General features: G+C 76.8%; 3 protein-coding genes. 2 read left to right on the forward strand and 1 reads right to left on the reverse strand.

The features are described 5' to 3' along the window. Window positions 1-16: 16 nt before the first annotated feature. On the reverse strand, window positions 17-1,240 hold the full coding sequence (locus ABZ449_RS25100; protein WP_360349885.1) for a cytochrome P450: 1,224 nt from the start codon (window positions 1,238-1,240) through the stop codon (window positions 17-19). 279 nt (window positions 1,241-1,519) lie between these two features. Here ABZ449_RS25100 and ABZ449_RS25105 point away from each other — a divergent pair, with 279 nt between their 5' ends. Both ABZ449_RS25105 and ABZ449_RS25110 read left to right on the forward strand, forming a co-directional pair. Then, complete coding sequence (locus ABZ449_RS25105; RefSeq protein ID WP_360349888.1) at window positions 1,520-17,971, forward strand: type I polyketide synthase; 16,452 nt, start codon at window positions 1,520-1,522, stop codon at window positions 17,969-17,971. 17 nt (window positions 17,972-17,988) lie between these two features. Further along, entirely contained in the window at window positions 17,989-22,599 is a 4,611-nt protein-coding gene (locus tag ABZ449_RS25110) for a type I polyketide synthase (RefSeq protein WP_360349890.1), read from the forward strand. The last annotated feature ends 9 nt before the right edge of the window (window positions 22,600-22,608 follow it).

Below are 22,608 nucleotides of genomic sequence, written 5' to 3' on the forward strand. Positions count from 1 at the left end.
GTCTTCCGCCGGCGGCTCAGGCGTGGTGGGCGACCTTGAGCGGCAGGCGCCTGAGGCCCAGCACGAAGTTGAACCGGGTGTGCCACTCCAGCTCCGTGGAGGCCAGCTCGATCCTCCCGTAGCGCCGCAGCAGTTCGGTGATGGTCAGGCAGACCTCGGTGCGGCCGAGCATCGCGGCGATGCAGTAGTGCGGCCCGGAGCCGAAGGCGAGCGACTTCACGCCCTCGCGGCGCAGGTCCAGGCGGTCCGGGTCGGGGAACCTCGCCGGGTCGCGGTGGGCGGCGCCGAGGATCGCCAGGACGACGTCGCCGGCCGGGATGCGCCGCCCGGACAGGACGAGGTCGTCGGTCAGGTGCCGCATGATGACCTGCACGGTGGAGTTGTAGCGGGCCAGCTCCTCGAAGCAGTCGCCCATCATCTCCGGGTGGGCGCGCAGCAGTTCCAGCTGGTCGGGGTTGGTCAGCAGGGCGTGCATGCTGTTGCCGATGACGTTGATCGTGGTCTCGTGCCCGGCGTTGAACAGCAGCAGCACCTGGGCGATCACGTCCTCGTCGCTGAGCCCCTCGCCGTCCTCGTCCTTGGCCATCAGCATGGTCAGCACGTCGTCGCGGGGCTCGGCCCGGCGCAGCTCCATCTGGTGCCGGATGTAGGCGCTGAACTCCGGCTCGGCCTGGTTCATCGCGTCCCGCATCTGCGGGGTGATCAGCGGGTCGATGATGTTGGCGATCGCGTTCGTCCACTTCAGGCACTTGTCCGCGTCCTCGATCGGAATGCCCAGCAGACCGCAGATCACCGCGACCGGGACGGGCGCGGCGAGCTGCTCGATCAGGTCGACCTCGCCCTCGCCCATCTCGTCGATCAGCCGGTTGACGATGCGCAGGATCTCCGGTTCGAGGCGCTGCACGGCGCGCGGCGTCACCGCCCGGGCGATGATCCGGCGCAGCTTGCGGTGCTCCTCGCCGTGCTTCACCAGCATCCAGCGGTTCAGGCTGCGCATCGCCGGGCTGTCGGGACCGCCGCGCTGCTCCGCGAACGCCGGGTCCGTGGTGACGCCGGAGGACGCCTGCGGGGACCGCAGGAAGGCGTCCACGTCGTCGTACCGGCTGAGCGTCCAGAATCCGTACGGCGAATGGTGAATGGGTTCGGTCTCGCGCAGCCGCCGATAGTAGGCGTATCTGTTCCTATGGAGCTGCGGATCGTTGAGGTCGAAGAGAACCCTGGTCCTTTGCCGCTCCACCATGACCCGGCCAATCATCGCGAGGAAATTTTCCCCAGAATCCGGCGGGCGGTGATGAGGGGTCAACCCCTATCCTTCCCGCCGTTCCGCCGGTTAAGGGGGAATCCCCGCAAGGCTAGGGGTGGTTGGCGGCGTCGGCGCGCGGTTAGCCTGCGTCCGGCGGACCGGCGAATCGGGCGGCTGGTGCATGCGGCGGCGGCGAAAGTCAAAGAATTCCCGTAACGGGCCGGCCGGTCATCTCCGTCAATTCGTCGCGCCATCCGTGGAAGAGGGTTTCACCAGATGGTTGATAAGGATACGCTCCGCGATTATCTGAAGCGGGTCACCGCCGATCTGCACCGGACCAGGCAGCGCCTGGCCGATTTCGAGGCGGCAGACACCGAACCGCTGGCGATCATCGGGATGAGCTGCCGGTTCCCCGGCGGCGTCCGTTCACCGGAGGACCTCTGGCGGGTGGTGGCCGACGGTTCCGACGCCATCGGCCCGTTCCCGGAGGACCGAGGCTGGGCCCTCGACCGCCTCTTCGACGACGACCCGGACCGGGCCGCGACCAGCTACGTGCGCGAGGGCGGCTTCGTCACCGGCGCCACCGAGTTCGACCCCGGGTTCTTCGACATCTCGCCGCGCGAGGCGCTGGCCATGGACCCGCAGCAGCGGCTGCTGCTGGAGACGTGCTGGGAGGCCGTCGAGCGGGCCCGCCTCGACCCCACCACGCTGCGCGGCAGCGACACCGGCGTCTTCATCGGCGCCGGCGACCAGAAGTACACCGCGCTGGTCGCCGGGGCGCCGCACGAGGGCGGCGAGGGCTACCTGCTCACCGGCGGCGCCAGCGCCGTCATCTCGGGCCGGGTCTCCTACGCGATGGGCCTGGAGGGCCCCGCGATCACCGTGGACACCGCCTGCTCCTCCTCGCTGGTCGCGCTCCACCTGGCCGCCCGTTCGGTGCGCCAGGGCGAGTGCTCGCTGGCGCTGGTCGGCGGTGTCACCGTCATGGCCACCCCGGGCGTCTTCACCGAGTTCAGCAAGCAGCGCGGGCTGGCCGGGGACGGCCGGTGCAAGTCCTTCGCCGCGGCGGCCGACGGCACCGGATGGTCCGAGGGCGTCGGCGTGCTCCTGGTGGAGCGGCTCTCCGACGCGCGCCGGCTCGGGCACCCGGTGCTCGCCGTGGTGCGCGGCTCGGCGGCCAACCAGGACGGCGCCTCCAACGGGCTCACCGCCCCCAACGGGCCGTCCCAGCAGCGGGTCATCCTGCAGGCGCTGGCCGGCGCCAAGCTGTCCACCGGGGACATCGACCTGGTCGAGGCGCACGGCACCGGCACGGAGCTGGGCGACCCGATCGAGGCCCAGGCGCTGCTGGCGACGTACGGTCAGGGCCGGCCCGAGGGCCGCCCGCTGTGGCTCGGCTCGGTCAAGTCCAACATCGGCCACACCCAGGCCGCGGCCGGCGTGGCCAGCGTGATCAAGACCGTGATGGCGCTGCGCAACGGCGTGCTCCCGGCCAGCCTGCACGTGGACGAGCCGACCCCGCACGTGGACTGGTCGGCCGGCGCGGTGGAGCTGCTCACCGAGACCCGGCCCTGGCCGCGCGGCGCCGAGCCGCGCCGCGCCGGCGTCTCCTCCTTCGGTATCAGCGGCACCAACGCCCACATCATCCTGGAGGAGGCCGCCGAGCCCGGAGCCGACGAGCGCGGAGCCGACGAGCCCGGAGCGGACGATCCCGGGGCCGCGCAGGCCGGGACCGCCCCGGCCACCGGCGAGCTCCCGTTCGTCCTCGGGGCCAAGAGCGAGGCCGCGCTGCGCGGCCAGGCCGCGCGGCTGCGCGCCCTGCTGACGGCCGATCCGTCGGTGCCGCCGGCGGACCTCGGCCGTTCACTGGCCCTCACCCGCGCCGCGCTGAACCACCGCGCGGTGGTCGTCGCCGCCGACCGCGCCGACCTGCTGGCCGGCCTGGCCGCGCTGGAGGACGGCACCGAGAGCGGCCGGGTGGTGCGCGCCACCGCCCGCACCAGCGGCAAGCTGGCCTTCCTGTTCACCGGCCAGGGCGCCCAGCGCGCCCGGATGGGCGCCGAACTGGCCGCCGCCCGGCCCGTGTTCGCCGAGGCCCTGGCCGAGGTGTGCGAGCGGCTGGACCCGCACTTCGACCCGCCGCTGAGCGCCGTGCTCGACGCCGAGCCCGGCAGCGACACCGCCGCGCTGCTCGACCGGACCGCCTACACCCAGGCCGCGCTGTTCGCCGTCGAGGTGGCGCTGTACCGCCTGGCGACCGCCTTCGGCCCGGCCCCCGACTACCTGCTCGGCCACTCGGTCGGCGAGGTCGCCGCCGCGCACGCGGCCGGGGCGCTCTCCCTGGACGACGCCTGCACGCTGGTCGCCGCGCGCGGCCGGCTGATGCAGGCGATGCCCGAGGGCGGCGCGATGCTCGCCGTCGGGGCTGACGAGGCACGGGTCCGCGAGGACCTGGCCGCCGTGGCCGACCGGGTCACCGTCGCCGCCGTCAACGGGCCGGCCTCGGTGGTCGTCTCCGGCGACCGTGAGGCGGTCCTGGCGCTCGCCGGGACCTGGCGCGAACGCGGCCTGCGCACCAGCGAGCTGCGGGTCTCGCACGCCTTCCACTCGCCGCACATGGACGGCATGCTGGCGGAGTTCCGCGAGGTCGTCGCGGGGCTCGCGTTCCGCCCCCCGGCGATCCCGGTGGTCTCCAACCTCACCGGTGCCCCCGTCGGCGCCGAGCAGCTGGCCGACCCGGACCACTGGGCCCGGCAGGTCCGCGAGACCGTCCGGTTCGCCGACGGCGTCCGGCACCTCGACGGGCAGGGCGTCACCCGCTACCTCGAACTCGGGCCCGACGGCGTGCTCACCGCCATGGCCCGGGAGAGCCTCGCGCACCGCGAGGACACCGTCTTCCTGGCCCCGCTGCTGCGCCGCGACCGGCCCGAGCCGCTGAGCGCCACCACCGCGCTGGCCGGCCTGTACGCGCACGGCGGCGCCGTCGACTGGGCCGCCCTCTTCGGCGACGGCCCCCTGCTGGACCTGCCGACCTACGCCTTCGAGACCGCGCCGTACTGGCCCAACACCGCCTCCTGGCGGGGAGACGTGACCTCGGCCGGCCTCAGCGCCACCGGCCACCCGATGATCGGCGCCGGGATCTCGCTCGCCGGCGGCGACGAACTGCTGTTCACCGCGCGGCTGTCCGCCGACTCCCACCCGTGGCTGGCCGACCACCGGGTGCACGGCCGGGTCGTCGTCCCCGGCACCGCCTTCGTCGAACTCGCCGTCCACGCGGGCGACCAGGTCGGCTGCGGCGACCTCGACGAGCTGGTCCTGGAGACCCCGCTGGCGCTGCCCGACCGCGGCGCCGTCCAGGTCCAGGTGGCCGTCGGCGCCGCGGGCCCGGACGGCCGGCGCACCGTCTCGGTGCACGCCCGGCCCGAGGAGCGGGCCGACGGCACCTGGCCGGACGGCCCCTGGACCCGGCACGCGACCGGCGTGCTGGCCCCCGTCGACGACGGCGCGGCGGCCGAGCAGGCCCCGCGGCAGTGGCCCCCCGCCGACGCCGACCCGGCCGACGTGGACGCCGTGTACGAGCTGCTGGAAGCGGCCGGACTGGCGTACGGCCCGGCCTTCCGCGGCCTGACCGGCGCCTGGCGGCACGGCGACGCCGTCCTGGTGGAGGCCCGGGCCGGCGAGCCCGAGGAAGCCCGCCGCTACGGCCTGCACCCGGCGCTGCTGGACGCCGTTCTGCACGCGCTCGCGGCCCGGTCGACGGCCACCGGGGGAGCCGCGGGCACCGCGCTCACCGCCGGACTGCCGTTCTCCTGGGCCGGGGTCGCCCTGCGGGCCTCGGGCGCCCCCGGCCTGCGGGCCCGGATCACCCCGCTGGGCGAGGACGCGCTCTCCCTGGTGGCCTGGGACGGCGACGGCCGGCCGGTCGTCACCGTCGAGCGCCTCGTGCTGCGCGCCGCCGACACCGCCGGGCCGTCCGCCGACACCGCCGGGCTGTACCGGGTGGACTGGCGGCGCCTGACCGACGCGGGCGCGAACGTCGCCGTGCCCGCGGACCTCGCCCTGCTGGACGCCGAGGACGCCCTGGCCGCGGCCGTCGACCAGGACGGCCACGTGCCGGGCGTCGTGGTGCTGCCCTGCCCGGCCGGCTCCGCCGAGGCGGCCGTCACCCGCGTCCTGACGGTGCTCCAGGACTGGCTGGCCGACGACCGCTTCACCGCCTCCCGGCTGGTGGTGCTCACCCGCGACGCGGTCGCCGCCGCCCCCGGGGACCCGCTCGCCGATCCGGCCGGCGCGGCCGCCTGGGGCCTGGTGCGCACCGCGCAGACCGAGCACCCCGACCGCCTCGTCCTGCTGGACGCCCCCGCCGGGGCGCCGCTGACGACCGAGGTGCTGACCGCCGCCGTCGCCTCCGGCGAACCCCAACTGGCGCTGCGCGACGGCGCGCTCGCCGCCGCCCGCCTGGTCCGCGCGGCCGTGCCCGCCGGCCTGCCGGCCCCGGCCGGTGCCGAGGCCTGGCGGCTGGACACCCGGAACCCGGGCACCCTGGAGGCGCTCGAACTGCTGCCGGTCGACCCGGCCGCGCCGCTCGCCCCCGGCACGGTGCGCCTGGGCGTGCGCGCGGCGGGCCTGAACTTCCGCGACGTGCTGGGCGCGCTCGGCATGTACCCGGGCGAGGTCGTGCTCGGCGGCGAGGCCGCCGGCGTGGTGCTGGAGGTCGGACCGGACGTCGAGGGCCTGCGCCCCGGCGACCGGGTGTTCGGCCTCTGCCCGGCCGCGTTCGGCCCCACCGCCGTCACCGACCACCGGCTGCTCGGGCCGATGCCCGCGCACTGGTCCTTCGCCGAGGCCGCGGCCGTCCCGATCGCCTACGCCACCGCCTACTACGCCCTGGTCGACCTGGCCGGCCTGCGGGCCGGCGAGTCGGTGCTGGTCCACGCCGCCGCGGGCGGCGTCGGCACCGCCGCCGTCCAGGTCGCCCGGCACCTGGGCGCCGAGGTCTACGGCACCGCCAGCGCGGCCAAGTGGGACGCGGTGCGCGCCCTCGGCGTCGCCGCCGACCGGATCGCCTCCTCCCGGGACACCGGCTTCGCCCGGCGCTTCGCCGAGGTCACCGACGGCCGGGGCATGGACGTGGTGCTGGACTCCCTGGCCGGCGAGTTCGTCGACGCCTCGCTCGGCCTGCTGCCGCGCGGCGGCCGCTTCCTGGAGATGGGCAAGACCGACGTCCGCGACCCGGAGGAGGTCGCCGACCGCCACCCCGGCGTGCGCTACCAGGCCTTCGACCTGATCGAGGCCGGGCCCGAGCGGATCCGCGAGATCCTCGCCACCCTGCTGGAGCTGTTCCGCACCGGCGCGCTGCGGCTGCCGCCGCTGCGCGCCTGGGACGTGCGCACCGCCCCCGAGGCGTTCCGCCACCTCAGCCAGGCCCGCCAGATCGGCAAGGTCGTGCTGACCGTGCCGCGCGCCTTCGACCCGGAGGGCACCGTCCTGGTCACCGGCGGCACCGGCGGCCTCGGCCGGGTGCTCGCCGAGCACCTGGCCGCCGTCCACGGCGTGCGCCACCTCACCCTGCTCAGCCGCGGCGGCCCCGCCGCCGGGGGCGCCGCCGCGCTCACCGAGGCGCTCGCCGGACACGGCGCGCAGGCCGAGCTGATCGCCTGTGACGCCGCCGACCGGGACGCCCTCGCCGAGGTGCTGGCCGGGCTCACCCGCCCGCTGACCGGGGTGTTCCACCTGGCCGGCGTGGTGGACGACGCCGTGGTCACCGGCCTGACCCCGCAGCGAGCCGCCGCCGTCCTGCGCGCCAAGGCGGACGCCGCCGCGCACCTGGACGAGCTCACCCGGCACGCCGACCTGGCCGCGTTCGTGCTGTACTCCTCCGCCGCCGGCACCCTGGGCAGCGCCGGGCAGGCCGGCTACGCCGCCGCCAACGCCTACCTCGACGCCCTCGCCCACCGCCGCCGCGCCGCCGGGCTGCCCGGGCTGTCGCTGGCCTGGGGCGCCTGGCAGGACACGGCCGGCATGACCAGCCGGCTCACCGGGGCCGAGCGCGAGCGCATCGCCCGCTCCGCTTTCCCGCCGCTCTCCGTCGAGCGCGGCCTCGCGGCCCTGGACGCGGCGCTCGCCCTGCCCCACCCGGCGCTGGTCCCCACCGAGCTGGACCAGGCCGCCCTGGCCGCCGCCGCGGGCTCGCTGCCGCCGCTGCTGCGCGAACTCGTCCGCGGCGGCACCCGCCGCGTCGCCGGCGCCGACCCGGCCACCGCCGGTTCGGCCCTCGGCCGCCGGCTGGCCGGACTCGGCGCGGAGGAGCGGGCCCGGCTGCTGCTGGAGCAGGTGCGCGGACAGGCCGCCGCCGTGCTCGGCTTCGCCGGTCCCGAACTGGTCGACCCGAACCGGGCGTTCAAGGAGCTCGGGGTCGACTCGCTGACCGCGGTCGAGCTGCGCAACCGGCTCGCCGCCGCCACCGGCCTGCGGCTGCCGGCCACCCTGGTCTTCGACAACCCGACCCCGGCGCTGGTCGCCGAGGAGCTCGGCCGCGAACTGCTCGGCGAGTCCGAGTCCGGGGCCGACCCCACGGTCGCCGCTCCCGCCCCGGTGGCCGCCGCCGCTCCGGCCGACGACCCGCTGGCGATCATCGGCATGAGCTGCCGGCTGCCCGGCGGCGCCGACACCCCCGAGGGCCTGTGGCGGATCGTCAGCCAGGGCGTGGACGCCATGACCCCGGTGCCCGCCGACCGCGGCTGGGACCTCAGCGCCTTCCCGGAGGGCTTCGCGGACGGCCTCGACGGCGGCTTCGTCGAGGGCCTGGCCGACTTCGACCCCGCCTTCTTCGGCATCAGCCCGCGCGAGGCGCTGGCGATGGACCCCCAGCAGCGCCTGCTGCTGGAGACCGCCTGGGAGGCGATCGAGAGCGCCGGGATCGACCCGACCACGCTGCACGGCAGCCCGACCGGCGTCTTCGTCGGCAACGCCACCACCGGCTACAGCGTCGGCGCCACCGAGGTGCCCGAGGGCATCGGCCCGCACCTGATGCTCGGCACCGCCGCCTCCGTCACCTCCGGCCGGGTCGCGTACACCCTCGGGCTGGAGGGCCCGGCGCTGTCCATCGACACCGCCTGCTCCTCCTCGCTGGTGGCGCTGCACATGGCGGGCGAGGCGCTCGGGCGCGGCGACTGCTCGCTCGCCCTGGTCGGCGGCGTGACCCTGATGGTCGTGCCGACCATGTTCGTCGAGGGCACCCAGGGCGGCGCGGTCTCCACCGACGGCCGCTGCAAGGCCTTCGCCGCCGCCGCCGACGGCACCGGCTGGGGCGAGGGCGCCGGCATGCTGCTGGTCGAGCGGCTCTCCGACGCCCGCCGCAACGGCCACCGGGTGCTGGCCCTGGTCCGCGGCACCGCCGTCAACCACGACGGCGCCAGCAACGGGCTGACCGCCCCCAACGGCCGGGCCCAGCGGAAGGTCATCCGGCAGGCGCTGAGCGCCGCCCGGCTCGCCCCCGGCGACGTCGACGCCATCGAGGCGCACGGCACCGGCACCGAGCTGGGCGACCCGATCGAGGCCCGGGCGCTGCAGGCGGTCTACGGCCGGGACCGGGAGGCCGACCGCCCGGTCTGGCTCGGCTCGGTCAAGTCCAACATCGGGCACACCCAGTCCGCGGGCGGCGTCGCCGCCGTGATCAAGATGGTCCAGGCGATGCGGCACGACGTGCTGCCCGCCACCCTGCACGTGGACGAGCCGACTCCGCACGTGGACTGGTCGGCGGGCGTGCTGCGCCTGCTCACCGAGCCGGTGCCGTGGCCGCGCGGCGGGCGCACCCGCCGGGCGGGCGTCTCCTCGTTCGGCATGAGCGGCACCAACGTCCACGTGATCCTGGAGGAGGCGCCGGAGCCGGCCGAGGCCCCGGGGCGGCCGGCCGCCCCGTCCCTGGCGGGCGCCCCCACCCCCTGGCTGCTGTCCGCCCGCGGCGAGGCAGCGCTGCGCGCCCAGGCCGCTCGGCTGCGGGAACACCTCGACAACCGACCGGAACTGACGATCGGTCAGGTCGCCGGCGCGCTGGCTTCCGGCCGCTCCGCCTTCGACCACCGCGCGGTGCTGCTCGCCGAGGACCGGGAGGGCTTCACCGAACTGCTGACGGCGCTCGCCGAGGACGGGACGGCCGAGGGCCTGGTGCGCGGGGTCGCCGCCGGCGGCGGCCGGACCGTGTTCGTCTTCCCCGGCCAGGGCACCCAGTGGGCCGGCATGGCCGCCGACCTGCTGGAGACCTCCGAGGTCTTCCGCGACTCCGTCCGGGCCTGCGACGCGGCCCTGGCGCGGTACGCCGACTGGTCGGTGGAGGACGTGCTGCGCGGCGCCGAGGACGCCCCGCCGATCGAACGGATGGACGTCGTCCAGCCCGTGCTGTTCACCATGATGGTGTCGCTGGCCGCGCTCTGGCGCTCGCACGGCATCACCCCCGCCGCCGTGGTGGGGCACTCCCAGGGCGAGATCGCGGCCGCCCACGTCGCGGGCGCGCTCACGCTGTCCGACGCGATGCGGATCGTCGCGCTGCGCAGCAGGCTGCTCCTGGCCCTCGCCGGCCAGGGCGCCATGGCGTCGGTCTCGCTGCCCGAGGCCGAGGTGGCCGCCCGGATCGAGGCCTGGCCGGGCGAGCTGCACATCGCCGCCGTCAACGGCCCGCGCTCGATCGTGGTCGCCGGTGATCCGGAGAACGTCGACGGGTTCGTCGAGACGCTGGCCGCCGACGGCGTCCGGGTGCGCAAGGTCCGGGTCAACGGCGCCGGCCACTCGCCGCAGGTCGAGCCGCTGCGCGAGGCGGTGCTGGAACAGCTGGCCGGCATCGAGCCGCGGCCCGCCGGGACGGCCTTCTACTCCACCGTGACCGGCGGCGCGCTCGACACCACCGAGCTGGGCACCGCCTACTGGTACCGCAACATGCGCGAGCCGGTCCGGTTCGCCCCCGCCGTCCGCTCGCTGCTGGAGGACGGCTACCGCACCTTCGTCGAGTCCAGCCCGCACCCGGTGCTGGGCCCCGGCGTGCAGGAGGCGGCCGAGGAGCTCCCGGGCACCGGCGAGGTGACCGTGGTCGGCACCCTGCGCCGCGACGAGGGCGGCCCGGCCCGGTTCCTGCGCTCGCTCGCCGAGGCGCACGCGCACGGCGCCCGCCCGGACTGGTCCGCCGTCCTCGGCGGCGTCCCGGCCACCCCCGTCGAGCTGCCCACCTACGCGTTCCAGCGGCAGCGCTACTGGCTCGACCTCCCGTCGGCCCAGGACACGGCGGCCGGCGACGCGCTGCGCGACCCGGCCGAGGAGCGGTTCTGGGCGGCGGTCTCCGAAGCCGACCCGGCCGGACTGGCCGAGGCACTCGGCGTGGACGACCCGGACGCCCGCGCCGCGCTGGCCGCCGCCGCGCCCGCGCTGCCGGTGCTCTCCTCCTGGCGGGCACGCCGCCGGGACGGCTCCACCATCGACAACTGGCGCTACCGGGTGCGCTGGCGGCGCATCGCCCGCACCGACGGCGCCGAGCTCTCCGGCACCTGGCTCCTGGTCACCCCGGGCGGGCAGGACGACGCGGCCGCCGCGTTCTGCGCCCGCGCGCTCGGCGCCCACGGCGCCCGCGTGGTGACCGTCTCGCCCGCCGCCGACGACCCCTCCGGCCACGGCCTGGGCGAGCTGATCGCCGAGGCGACGGCCGAGCGGCCGGCCGGCGTGCTCTCCCTGCTGGCCCTGGACGAGGGGACCCACCCGGACCACCCGGTGCTCTCCCGCGGGCTGGCCCGTACCCTCGCCCTGCTCCAGGCCGTCGAGGCGGCCGGCGGCACGGCACCGCTCTGGCTCGTCACCCGGGGCGCGGTCTCGGTCGGCGCCACCGACCCGCTGACCCGCCCGGAGCAGGCCGGCGCCTGGGGCCTCGGCCTGACCGCCGGCCTGGAACTGACCGGCCGTCGGATCGGCCTGCTCGACCTGCCCGCCGACCCGGACGAACGCGCCCTGGCCCGACTGGCCGCGGTGGTCCACGGCGGCACCGGCGAGGACCAGGTGGCGCTGCGCGCGGCCGGTGTCTTCGGCCGCCGGATGGTCCGGGCCCCTCGTGAGGAGACCCCGGGCGCGGACGGCTGGCAGCCCCGCGGCACCGTCCTGGTCACCGGCGGAACGGGCGCGGTCGGCGGCCGGGTGGCCCGCTGGCTGGCCCGGGCCGGTGCCGAGCGGCTGGTGCTGGCGGGCCGGCGCGGACCGGCCGCCCCCGGCGCCGAGGACCTGGCCGCGGAGCTGACCGCGCTCGGCGCCGAGGTCCGGATCGAGGCCCTCGACGTCGCCGACCGCTCCGCCGTCGCCGACCTGCTGACGCGGCTGCCGGAGCTGACCGCCGTCGTGCACGCGGCCGGCGTCGCCCAGAGCACGCCCGTGCTGCACACCGACGTCGCGGAACTGGCCGCCACCCTGGAGGCCAAGGTCGCCGGCGCCGTCCACCTGCACGAGCTCGCCGGGGACGACCTGGAGGCCTTCGTCCTGTTCTCCTCCGGCGCGGCCGTCTGGGGCGGCAGCGGCCAGGCCGCCTACGCGGCCGCCAACGCCCGCCTGGACGCGCTCGCCCAGCACCGGCGCTCGCTCGGGCTGCGCGCCACCTCGGTCGCCTGGGGCGGCTGGGGCGGCGGCGGCATGGCCACCGACGAGGCGATGGCCGTGCTCGGCCGGCGGGGCCTGGCCCTGATGGACCCGCAGCTCGCGGTCGCCGCGCTCGGCCAGGCACTGGCCGACGACGAGACCCTGCTGACCGTCGCCGACATCGACTGGGCCGCCTTCACCCCGGCCTACAGTGCCGCCCGCGAGCGGCCGCTGATCGGCGAGATCCCCGAGGCCCGGGAGGCGCTGGCCGACTCCGGGCCGCAGGGCGCCGCCGAGGGCGGGGCCGAGGGCGAGTTCGCCCAGCGGCTGGCCGCCCTCCCCGAGGGCGAGCGCGGCCGGGTCGTCCTCGACCTGGTCCGCACCCACACCGCCGCCGTGCTCGGCTACCCCGGGCCCGGGGACGTCGAGCCCGCCCGGGCGTTCCGCGAGGTCGGCCTGGACTCGATCATGGCGGTCGAGGTCCGCAACCGGCTCCGCACCGCCACCGGGCTGCGGCTGCCGGCCACCATGGTCTTCGACCACCCGACGCCCGCCGCCGTCGCCGACCACCTGGCCACCCTGCTGCTCGGCGCCCCGGCGGCCGCGGCCCGCGGGCCGGAGCAGCACGCGGCGCCGGCGGACGACGACCCGATCGCCATCGTCGGCATCGGCTGCCGCTTCCCCGGCGGCGTCCGCTCCCCGGAGGACCTGTGGGAGCTGGTCATGGCCCGCCAGGACGCCGTCACCCCGTTCCCCACCGACCGCGGCTGGGACCTGGACGCGCTCTACCACCCCGACCCGGACCGGCCCGGCACCTCCTACGTCCGCGAGGGCGGCTTCCTGGAGGGCGCCGGCCACTTCGACGCCGAGTTCTTCGGCATCAGCCCGCGCGAGGCGATCACCCTGGACCCCCAGCAGCGGGTGCTGCTGGAGGCGGCCTGGGAGGCGCTGGAGCGGGCCCGGATCAACCCGGCGACGATGGCCGGCGCCAAGGCCGGCGTCTTCGTCGGCACCTCCTTCCAGGGCTACGGCGTGGACGCCCAGGACGGCATCGCCGCCTCGGAGGGCTTCTTCCTGGCCGGGACGGGCACCGCCGCGGTGTCCGGGCGCCTGGCGTACACGCTCGGCCTGGAGGGCCCGGCGGTCACCGTGGACACCGCCTGCTCGTCCTCGCTGGTGGCGCTGCACCTCGCCTGGCAGGCGGTGCGCAACGGCGAGTGCACGCTGGCCCTGGCCGGCGGCGTCACCGTGCTGCCCACCCCGGTCTCCTTCACCGAGTTCAGCCGCCAGCGCGGTCTGGCGCCGGACGGCCGCTGCAAGGCGTTCGCCGCCTCCGCCGACGGCACCAACTGGGGCGAGGGCGTCGGCGTGGTCGTCCTGGAGCGCCTCTCGGAGGCGCGCCGCAACGGGCACCCCGTGCTCGCCCTGTACACCGGCTCGGCGACCAACCAGGACGGTGCCTCCAACGGCCTGACCGCGCCCAACGGCCCGTCCCAGCAGAGGGTCATCCTGCAGGCGCTGGCCAGCGCCGGGCTGCGGCCGACCGACATCGACCTGGTCGAGGCCCACGGCACCGGCACCTCGCTCGGCGACCCGATCGAGGCCCAGGCCGTGATCGCGACGTACGGTCAGGACCGCCCCGAGGACCGGCCGGTCGGGCTCGGCTCGCTGAAGTCCAACATCGGGCACACCCAGTCCGTCTCCGGCGTCGCCGGTGTGATCAAGACCGTGATGGCGCTGCGCGCCGGCGTGCTGCCGCCGACCCTCTTCGCCGAGGAGCCGACCCCGCACGTCGACTGGAGCGCGGGCCGGGTCGAGCTGCTGACCGAGGCCCGCCCCTGGCCGCACACCGAGGGCCCGCGCCGGGCCGGAGTCTCCTCCTTCGGCGGGACGGGGACGAACGCCCACGCCGTCCTGGAGCAGGCCCCGGAGCCCGAGGAGGAACCGCGCCCGGACCGCGAGGCCGGGGCGCCGCCCTTCGTGCTCTCCGCCCGCAGCCCGCAGGCCCTGCGCGAGCAGGCCGAGCGGCTGCTGGCGCACCTGGACGCCGAGCCCGCCGTGGACCTCGGCGACCTCGCCCACTCGCTGGCGACCACCCGTACCCCGTTCACCGAGCGCGCCCTGGTGCTCGCCGCCGACCGGGCCGAGCTGCGCGCCGGCCTCGCCGGCCTGGCCGCGGGGCAGACCCCCGAGGGCACGCTGACCGGCTCGGCCGTGGACGGCCGCACCGTGTTCGTCTTCGCCGGCCAGGGCGCCCAGTGGGCCGGCATGGCCGCCGGACTGATGGAGTCCTCGGAGGTCTTCGCCGAGCACGTCGCCGCCTGCGACGAGGCGCTCGCCCCGTACACCGACTGGTCGCTGGTCGACGTGGTGCGCGGCGTCGAGGGCGCGGCCCCGCTGGACCGGGTGGACGTGGTGCAGCCGGCCCTGTGGGCGATGATGGTCTCGCTCGCCGCGGTCTGGCGCTCCTGGGGCGTCGAACCGGACGCGGTGATCGGCCACTCGCAGGGCGAGATCGCGGCCGCCTGCGTGATCGGCGCGCTGTCCCTGGAGGACGCCGCCCGGGTGGTGGCCGTGCGCAGCCGGGCCCTGACCGCGCTGTCCGGCAAGGGCGGCATGGTCTCGGTCGCGCTGCCCGCCGCGGGGGTCGAGGAACGGATCGCCCCGTGGGCGGGACGGATCTCCGTCGCCGCCGTCAACGGGCCCTCCTCCACGGTGGTCTCGGGTGAGACCGCGGCCCTGGAGGAGTTCCTCGCCGCCGGCGAGGCGGACGGGGTCCGGGTCCGCCGGATCGCGGTCGACTACGCCTCGCACTCGGCCCAGGTCGAAGCCATCGAGGAGCGGCTGGCCGCGGAGCTCGCCGGGATCACCCCGCGCTCCTCGGCGGTCTCCTTCTACTCCACCGCGCTCGGCCGCTGGGCGGACACCGCCGAGCTGGACGCCGGGTACTGGTACCGCAACCTGCGCAACCCGGTCGGCTTCGAGCAGGCCGTGCGCGCCGTCGCCGCCGAGGGCTACCGGCACTTCGTCGAGGCCAGCCCGCACCCGATGCACACCGTCGGCATCCAGGAGACCCTGGAGGACCTGGACGAGGCCGTCACCGGCGGCGGCGCCGTGGTCGGTTCGCTGCGGCGGGACCAGGGCGGCCTGGACCGGCTGTGGACCTCCGCCGCCGAGGCGCACCTGCGCGGCCTGGCCGTGGACTGGGCGCGGCTGCTCGGCGGCCTCGGCGCCCGCACCGTCGACCTGCCCACCTACGCCTTCCAGAGCAAGCGCTACTGGCTCGGCGGCTCCGGCGGCGGTGCCGCCGAGGCCGGCACGGCCGGGCTGGGCGCCACCGGGCACCCGCTGCTCGGCGCCGCCGCCGACCTGGCCGGGCTGGACGCCGTCCTGATGACGGGCCGGCTCTCCCGCCGCTCCCAGCCCTGGCTGGCCGACCACGCCGTGCTCGGCACCGTCCTGCTGCCCGGCACCGCCTTCGTCGAGATCGCGGTGCAGGCCGGTGAGCAGGTCGGCTGCGGACACGTCGAGGAGCTCACCCTGGAGACCCCGCTGATCCTGCCGGAGGACGGCGGGGTGCGGCTGCAGGCCGTCGTCCAGGCCCCGGACGCCGGAGGCCGCCGGACGCTGAGCGTCTACTCCCGGCCGGACGACGGCACGGCCGCCGGCGCGGGCACGGACGGCTGGACCCGGCACGCCACCGCGACCCTCGCCCCGGAGGCCCCCTCCCCGGCGTTCGACCTCGCCCAGTGGCCGCCGCGGGACGCCGCCGCGATCGACCTCGGCGGCTTCTACCAGGAGCTGACCGCCCGCGGCTATGCGTACGGCCCGACCTTCCAGGGCCTGCGCGCCGCCTGGCGCTCCGGCGAGCAGATCTTCGCCGAGGTGGCCCTGCCGGAGCCGGGCCCCGACGCCGAGCGCTTCGGCGTCCACCCCGCGCTGCTGGACGCTGCACTGCACGGCATCGGCATGCTGCGGGCGCTGCGCGAGTCGGAGAGCGGTGAACGGGCCCGGGCCGAGCTGCCGTTCGCCTGGCGCGGAGTCGGCTGCCACCAGCGGGGCGTCACCTCGCTGCGGGTCCGGCTGGCCTTCGCCGAGGGGGACGGGATCACCCTCCAGGCCGCCGACGACACCGGGCTGCCCGTCGCCTCGGTCGAGGCGCTGGTCTCCCGGCCGGTCCCGGACGACCTCGGCACCGCCCCGGCCCCCGGGCAGTCGCTGTTCCAGGTCGAGTGGACCGGGGCCGAGCCGGCCCGGACCACCGGGCCCGGCCGCCTGCTGCTGGCCGGTGACGACCCGTCCGGGCTCGCCGAGCGGCTCGCCGAGCGGCTCGCCGCCGCCGGTGCCCCGGCCGAGCGCCACCGGGACCTCGCCGCGGTGGCGGCGGCGCTCACCGGCACCGAGGAGCCGGCGACCGTCCTGGTCCCGCTCACCGGCGCGGCCGACGGCGACCCGGTGGAGGCCGTTCGCGCCGCCACCCACACGGCGCTGGCACTCGCTCAGCAGTGGCTCGCCGAGGAGCGCTTCGGCACCTCCCGCCTGGTGCTGGTCACCCGGGGCGCCGTCGCGGCCGATCCGGCCGAGGCCCCCGGCGACCTTCCCGCGGCGGCGGCCTGGGGCCTGCTGAAGTCCGCCCAGTCCGAGCACCCCGGCCGGTTCGTGCTGCTCGACGAGGACGGCCACGAGGACACCGCCCCCGCCCTGCTCGCCGCGCTGGGCACCGACGAGCCCCAGGCCGCGCTGCGGGCCGGCGCCGTCCGCGTCCCGCGACTGGCCCGACTGTCCGTACCGGCCCGGCCGCAGACGACGGTGTTCGACCCGGACGGCACCGTGCTGGTCACCGGCGGCACCGGCACCCTCGGTCAGGCGCTGGCCCGTCACCTGGTGACCGAGCACGGCGTCCGGCACCTGGTGCTGGCCGGCCGGCGCGGACCGAACGCCCCCGGCGCCGCCGAACTCGTCGCCGAACTGGCCGAACTGGGCGCCCGGGCCGAGATCGCGGCCTGCGACGTGGGCGACCGCACGGCGGCGGCCGCGCTGCTGGCCGGCATCCCGGCCGACGCCCCGCTGCGCGCCATCGTGCACGCGGTCGGCGAACTGGACGACGGGGTGCTCGTCGGGCTCGACCCGGCGCGCGTCGACCGGGTCCTGCACGCCAAGGTCGGCGGCGCGCTGCACCTGGCCGAGCTGACCCGCGGCACCGGGCTCCGCGGTTTCCACTTCTTCTCCTCGGCGGCCGGCACCTTCGGCGGCGCCGGCCAGGCGAACTACGCGGCGGCCAACGCCTTCCTGGACGCCTTCGCCCAGGCCCGCCGGGCGGAGGGGCTCGACACGGTCTCCTTCGCGTGGGGCCCGTGGGCGCAGCCGACCGGGATGACCGGGAACCTGACCGAACTGGACGTCAACCGGGTGCGCCGGCTCGGCATGACGCCGGTGTCCACCGCGGAGGGGCTGGCGCTGTTCGACGCGGGTCTGGCCGCCGGCACCGCCGTGGTCGTGCCGATCAACCTGAACACCGCCGCGCTGCGGACCCAGGGTCTGCTGCCCCCGCTGCTGCGCGGGCTGATCCCCGCGGCGCCGGCGGCGTCCGGGGCGGGCGGGCCCGCCGGGGCCGCGGCCGGCGCCGGGAACCTGTCCGAGCGGCTGTCCGGCCTCTCCGGCCGGGAGCGGCTGGAGGCCCTGCTCGACCTGGTGCGCACCCAGGCCGCCACGGTGCTCGGCCACGACTCGGCGGGCTCGGTCGGCGCCGAGCGGGGCTTCCTGAAGGTCGGCATGGACTCGCTCACCGGCGTCGAGCTGCGCAACCGGCTGGCCCTGGCCACCGGCTTGCGGCTGCCGGCGACGCTGATCTTCGACTACCCCACGCCGCTGGACCTGGCGCGCCACCTCCGGGACGCGCTCGCCCCGGCGCCGGCCGCCCCGGCCGCGAGCGCCCTGGAGGAGCTGGCCAGGTTCGAGGAGGCCCTGAAGAACGTCGGCACCGACGAGTCCGAGCGGGCCGCGGTCGGCCGACGGCTGCGCGAACTGGCGGCCCGCTTCGGCGAGTTCGGCACCACCGACAGTGCGGCGAGCCTGCAGACGGCCACCGCGGAGGAGCTGTTCCAGATCCTCGACCAGGCGCAGTGAGATCCGGGGGAGACGAGATGAGCGCGACCAGGGAAGAAGAGCTGCTCCGGTACCTGCGCCAGGCCACGGCCGCACTGCAGGAGACCCGCCAGGAGCTGCGCGAGGTGCACGAGAAGGCCCGGGAGCCGATCGCGATCGTCGGGATGGCCTGCCGGCTGCCCGGCGGGATCGCCACTCCGGAGGAGCTGTGGCGGCTGGTCGCCACCGGTGGCGAGGGCCAGTCGGGGCTGCCCACCGACCGCGGCTGGCACCTCGCGGAACTCGGCGGCGACGGCACCCGGCAGGCCGGCTTCGTGCACGAGGCGGGCTGGTTCGACCCGGCGTTCTTCGGCATCTCGCCGCGCGAGGCGGTGGCGATGGACCCGCAGCAGAGGTTGTTCCTCGAAGCCTCCTGGGAGGCCTTCGAGTACGCTGGACTGGACCCGGAGCGGCTGCGCGGCAGCCGGACCGGGGTCTTCGCCGGGATGATGTACCACGACTACCTCCCCGGCGGGGCCGAGGGCAGTGAGCCCTACCTGGGCACCGCCACCGCGGGCAGCGTGGTCTCCGGCCGGGTGGCGTACGCGCTCGGGCTGGAGGGCCCGGCCGTCACGGTGGACACCGCCTGTTCCTCCTCGCTGGTCGCCCTGCACCTCGCGGTGCAGGCGCTGCGGGGCGGCGAGTGCGACCTGGCCCTGGCCGGCGGGGTGACCGTGATGGCCGCGCCCGAGGTGTTCGGCTCGCTCGGCGGTGGCCAGGGCGTGGCTGCGGACGGCCGCTGCAAGTCCTTCGCCGCCGCCGCCGACGGGATGGGCTGGGCCGAGGGCGCCGGCGTGCTGCTGGTGGAACGGCTCTCCGATGCCCGGCGGCTCGGGCACGAGGTGCTCGCCGTGGTGCGGGGCAGCGCGATCAACCAGGACGGCGCCTCCAGCGGGCTGACGGCGCCCAACGGCCCCTCCCAGCAGCGGGTGATCCGGGAGGCGCTGGCCGCCTCCGGGCTCTCGCCCGCCGAGGTGGACGCGGTGGAGGCGCACGGTACCGGTACCCGGCTCGGCGACCCGATCGAGGCGCAGGCGCTGCTGGCCACCTACGGCCAGGGCCGGCCCGAAGACCGTCCGCTGCTGCTCGGCTCGGTGAAGTCCAACCTGGGGCACACCCAGGCGGCGGCCGGTGTGGCGGGTGTGATCAAGATGGTGCTGGCGATGCGCCACGGCGTGCTGCCCGCCACCCTGCACGTGGACGAGCCGACGCCGCTGGTGGACTGGTCGGCGGGCGCGGTGGAGCTGTTGACCGAGGCCCGGCCGTGGCCGGAGGCGGACCGGCCGCGCCGGGCGGGTGTCTCCTCCTTCGGGGTGAGCGGCACCAACGCCCATGTGGTCATCGAGCAGGGCGAGGCCCTCGTGGCTCCCGAGCCGGTGAGCGTCCCGGCCCTCGTCCCCTGGCCGCTCTCGGCCCGGACGGCCGACGGCCTGCGGGCCCAGGCGCGCCGGCTGCGGGCCTTCGTGGCCGCCACTCCGGAGGCCGGCCCGGTGGACGTCGGGCGCGGGCTGCTCGCCCGTACCGCCATGGAGCACCGGGCGGTCCTGCTCGGCGGCGACCGCGAGGCCTTCACCGCGGCGCTCGACGCGCTGGTCGGGGGCGAGGCCGCGGGCGAGGGGCGGACGGCGTTCCTGTTCACGGGGCAGGGTGCGCAGCGGGTCGGGATGGGCCGGGGGTTGTACGAGGCGTTCCCGGTGTTCGCGGCGGCGTTCGACGCGGTCTGCGCGGAGCTGGACCCGCTGGTGGGCCGGCCGCTCAAGGGCGTCGTCTTCGAGGGCGCGGAGGAGCTGGACCGTACGGTCTGGGCCCAGGCCGGGCTGTTCGCGGTCGAGGTGGCCTCCTTCCGGCTGCTCGAATCCTGGGGCGTGGTGCCGGACGTGCTGCTCGGGCACTCGATCGGTGAGGTGGCGGCGGCGCACGTCGCCGGGGTGTTCCCGCTGGCGGACGCCTGCGCCCTGGTGGCGGCGCGCGGCCGGCTGATGGACGGGCTGCCCGAGGGCGGCGCGATGCTGGCGGTCGAGGCGACCGAGGCCGAGGTGCGCGAGGCGATCGGCGACCGCCTGGACGTCGCGGCCGTCAACGGCCCGACCTCGGTGGTGGTCTCCGGGCCCGTCGAGGTGGTGGAGGAGTTCGCGGCCCGCTGGTCGGCCGAGGGCCGCAAGACCCGCCGACTGACCGTCTCGCACGCCTTCCACTCGGCGCTGATGGAGCCGATGCTCGCCGAATTCGCCTCCGTGCTGGAGGAGTTGACCTTCACCGAGCCGCAGATCCCGATCGTCTCCACCCTGACCGGCGGCCTCGCCGAACCCGGGCTGCTCTCCACGCCCGACTACTGGCTGCGCCAGGTCCGTGAACCGGTCCGCTTCGCCGACGGCGTCGCGGCCCTGGGCGGACAGGACGTGACCCGCTGCGTCGAGCTGGGCCCCGACGGCGTGCTGACCGCCCTGGCCCGACAGGCCGAGGCCAAGGGCACGTTCGCGCCGCTGCTGCGCCGCGACCGCCCCGAGACCGAGACCGCCCTGGCCGCGCTCGGCGCGCTGTGGACCTCCGGGGCGGCCGTGGACTGGCCGGCCGTCTACGCCGACTGGGGCGGGGCCCGGGCGCTGCTGCCCCGCTACGCCTTCGACCGGCAGCACTACTGGGCGCCGCCGCCCGCCGCGCGCCACTGCGCCCGGCCGGGGGAGCGCTCCGACGCCTGGCGCTACCGGATCACCTGGAAGCCGCTGCCCACCGCGGCCGTTCCACCGCCGCTGTCCGGCAGTTGGCTGGCGGTGCTGCCCACCGGGGCGGCGGAGCCCGGAACCCCGGGGGCCGACCTGACCGAGGCCTGCCTGGCCGCCGTGGAGCGGACGGGCGCCCGCGTGGTGCGGACCACGACCGGGCGGCTCGCCCACGACCTCCCCGGGATCCCGGACCTGGCCGGGGTGTTGGCCTTCCCCGGCACGGCCCCGGACGGCGACCCCGTCGCGGACGCCCTGGACCTGATCGACGCGCTCGCCGCCGCGGACGGGCGGGTGCCGCTCTGGTGGGTCACCTCCGGCGCGGTGACCGTGCGCGAGGAGGAGACCGTCCGGCCCGGCCATGCCCGGATCTGGGGCCTGGGCCGGGTGGTCGGCCTGGAGCTGCCCCACCTGTGGGGCGGGCTGGTGGACGTCGGCGGTCCGGCGGGGCCGGTGCTCGGCGACCGGCTGGCCGCGGTGCTGTCGGGCACCGAGGACCAGGTCGCCGTCCGTGCCACCGGTGCCTTCACCCGCCGACTGGTCCCGGCCGGCACCGGGTCGGTGACGGCCGACCCCGCCCCCGCCACCGGCACCGTCCTGATCACCGGCGGCACCGGAGCGCTGGGCGCCGCCGTGGCGCGCCGCCTGGCCGGGCAGGGAGTCCCGCACCTGGTGCTGGTCTCCCGCCGGGGCCCCGCGGCGCCCGGTGCCGCGGAACTGGTCGCGGAACTGGAGGCGCTGGGCGCCCGGGTGACCGTCGCCGCCTGCGACACGGCTGACCGGGCCGGGATGGCCGGGGTACTGGCCGCCGTCCCGGCGGAGTTCCCGCTGAGCGGAGTGGTGCACGCGGCCGGTGTCGGCGACCCGACGCCGTTCGGCGCCACCGCGCGCGCCGAGTTCGCCGCGATCGTGGACGGCAAGGCCGAAGGCGCGGCCTGCCTGGACGAGGTGCTGGGCGACATCCCCCTCGACTACTTCGTGCTCTTCTCCTCCGTCGCCGGCGTCTGGGGCAGCGGCGGGCAGTCCGCGTACGCGGTGGCGAACGCCGCGCTGGACGCGCTCGCCGTCGACCGCCGGGCCCGCGGGCTGGCGGCCACCTCCGTGGCCTGGGGCCCCTGGGCCGGCGAGGGCATGGCCGCCGACGCCGACGCCGAGGAGTTCCTGCGCCGCCGGGGCCTGCGGCCGATGGCCCCGGACCTCGCCCTGGACGCGATGGACACCGCGATCCGGACCGGCGACGTGTGCGTGACCGTCGCGGACGTGGACTGGCCGGCCTTCGTGCCCGGCTTCACCGCGTACCATCCGCAGCCGCTGATCGAGGACGTGCCCGAGGTGCGGCAGGTCCTCACCGGGGCCGCCACCGGCGGCCCGCAGGACGGCGCCGCGCTGCGCGAGCGCCTCGTCGGGCTGTCCGGCGAGGACGGCCGCGCCCTGCTGCTGGAGACCGTGCAGCAGCAGGCCGCGCTGGTCCTCGGCCACAGTGCGGCGGGGGCGGTCGCCGTCGACCGGGCCTTCCGCGACCTGGGGTTCGACTCGCTCACCGCGATCGAACTGCGCGACCGGCTGACCTCGGCCACCGGGCTGGCCCTGCCGGCCACCCTGATCTTCGACCACCCCACCCCGCGGGAGCTGGCCGAACGGATCACGGCCGAACTGCTCGGCGACGACGCCCCGGACGCCGACGAGGCGGAGCGGCTGCGCCGCGTCCTCCTCACCGTCCCGGTGTCCCGGCTGCGCGAGTCCGGACTGCTGGAGCCGCTGCTGCGGCTCGCCCCGCAGGAGTCCGCGCCCGCCGCCGAGGACACCGCACCCGTGACCGCCATCGAGTCGATCGACGAGATGGACGGCGAAAGCCTGCTGAGGCTGGCCCTCGGCGAACGTGATTCCTGACCGCAGTAC

Source organism: Kitasatospora sp. NPDC005856 (assembly GCF_040629945.1).
In the GTDB taxonomy this organism is placed as follows: domain Bacteria; phylum Actinomycetota; class Actinomycetes; order Streptomycetales; family Streptomycetaceae; genus Kitasatospora.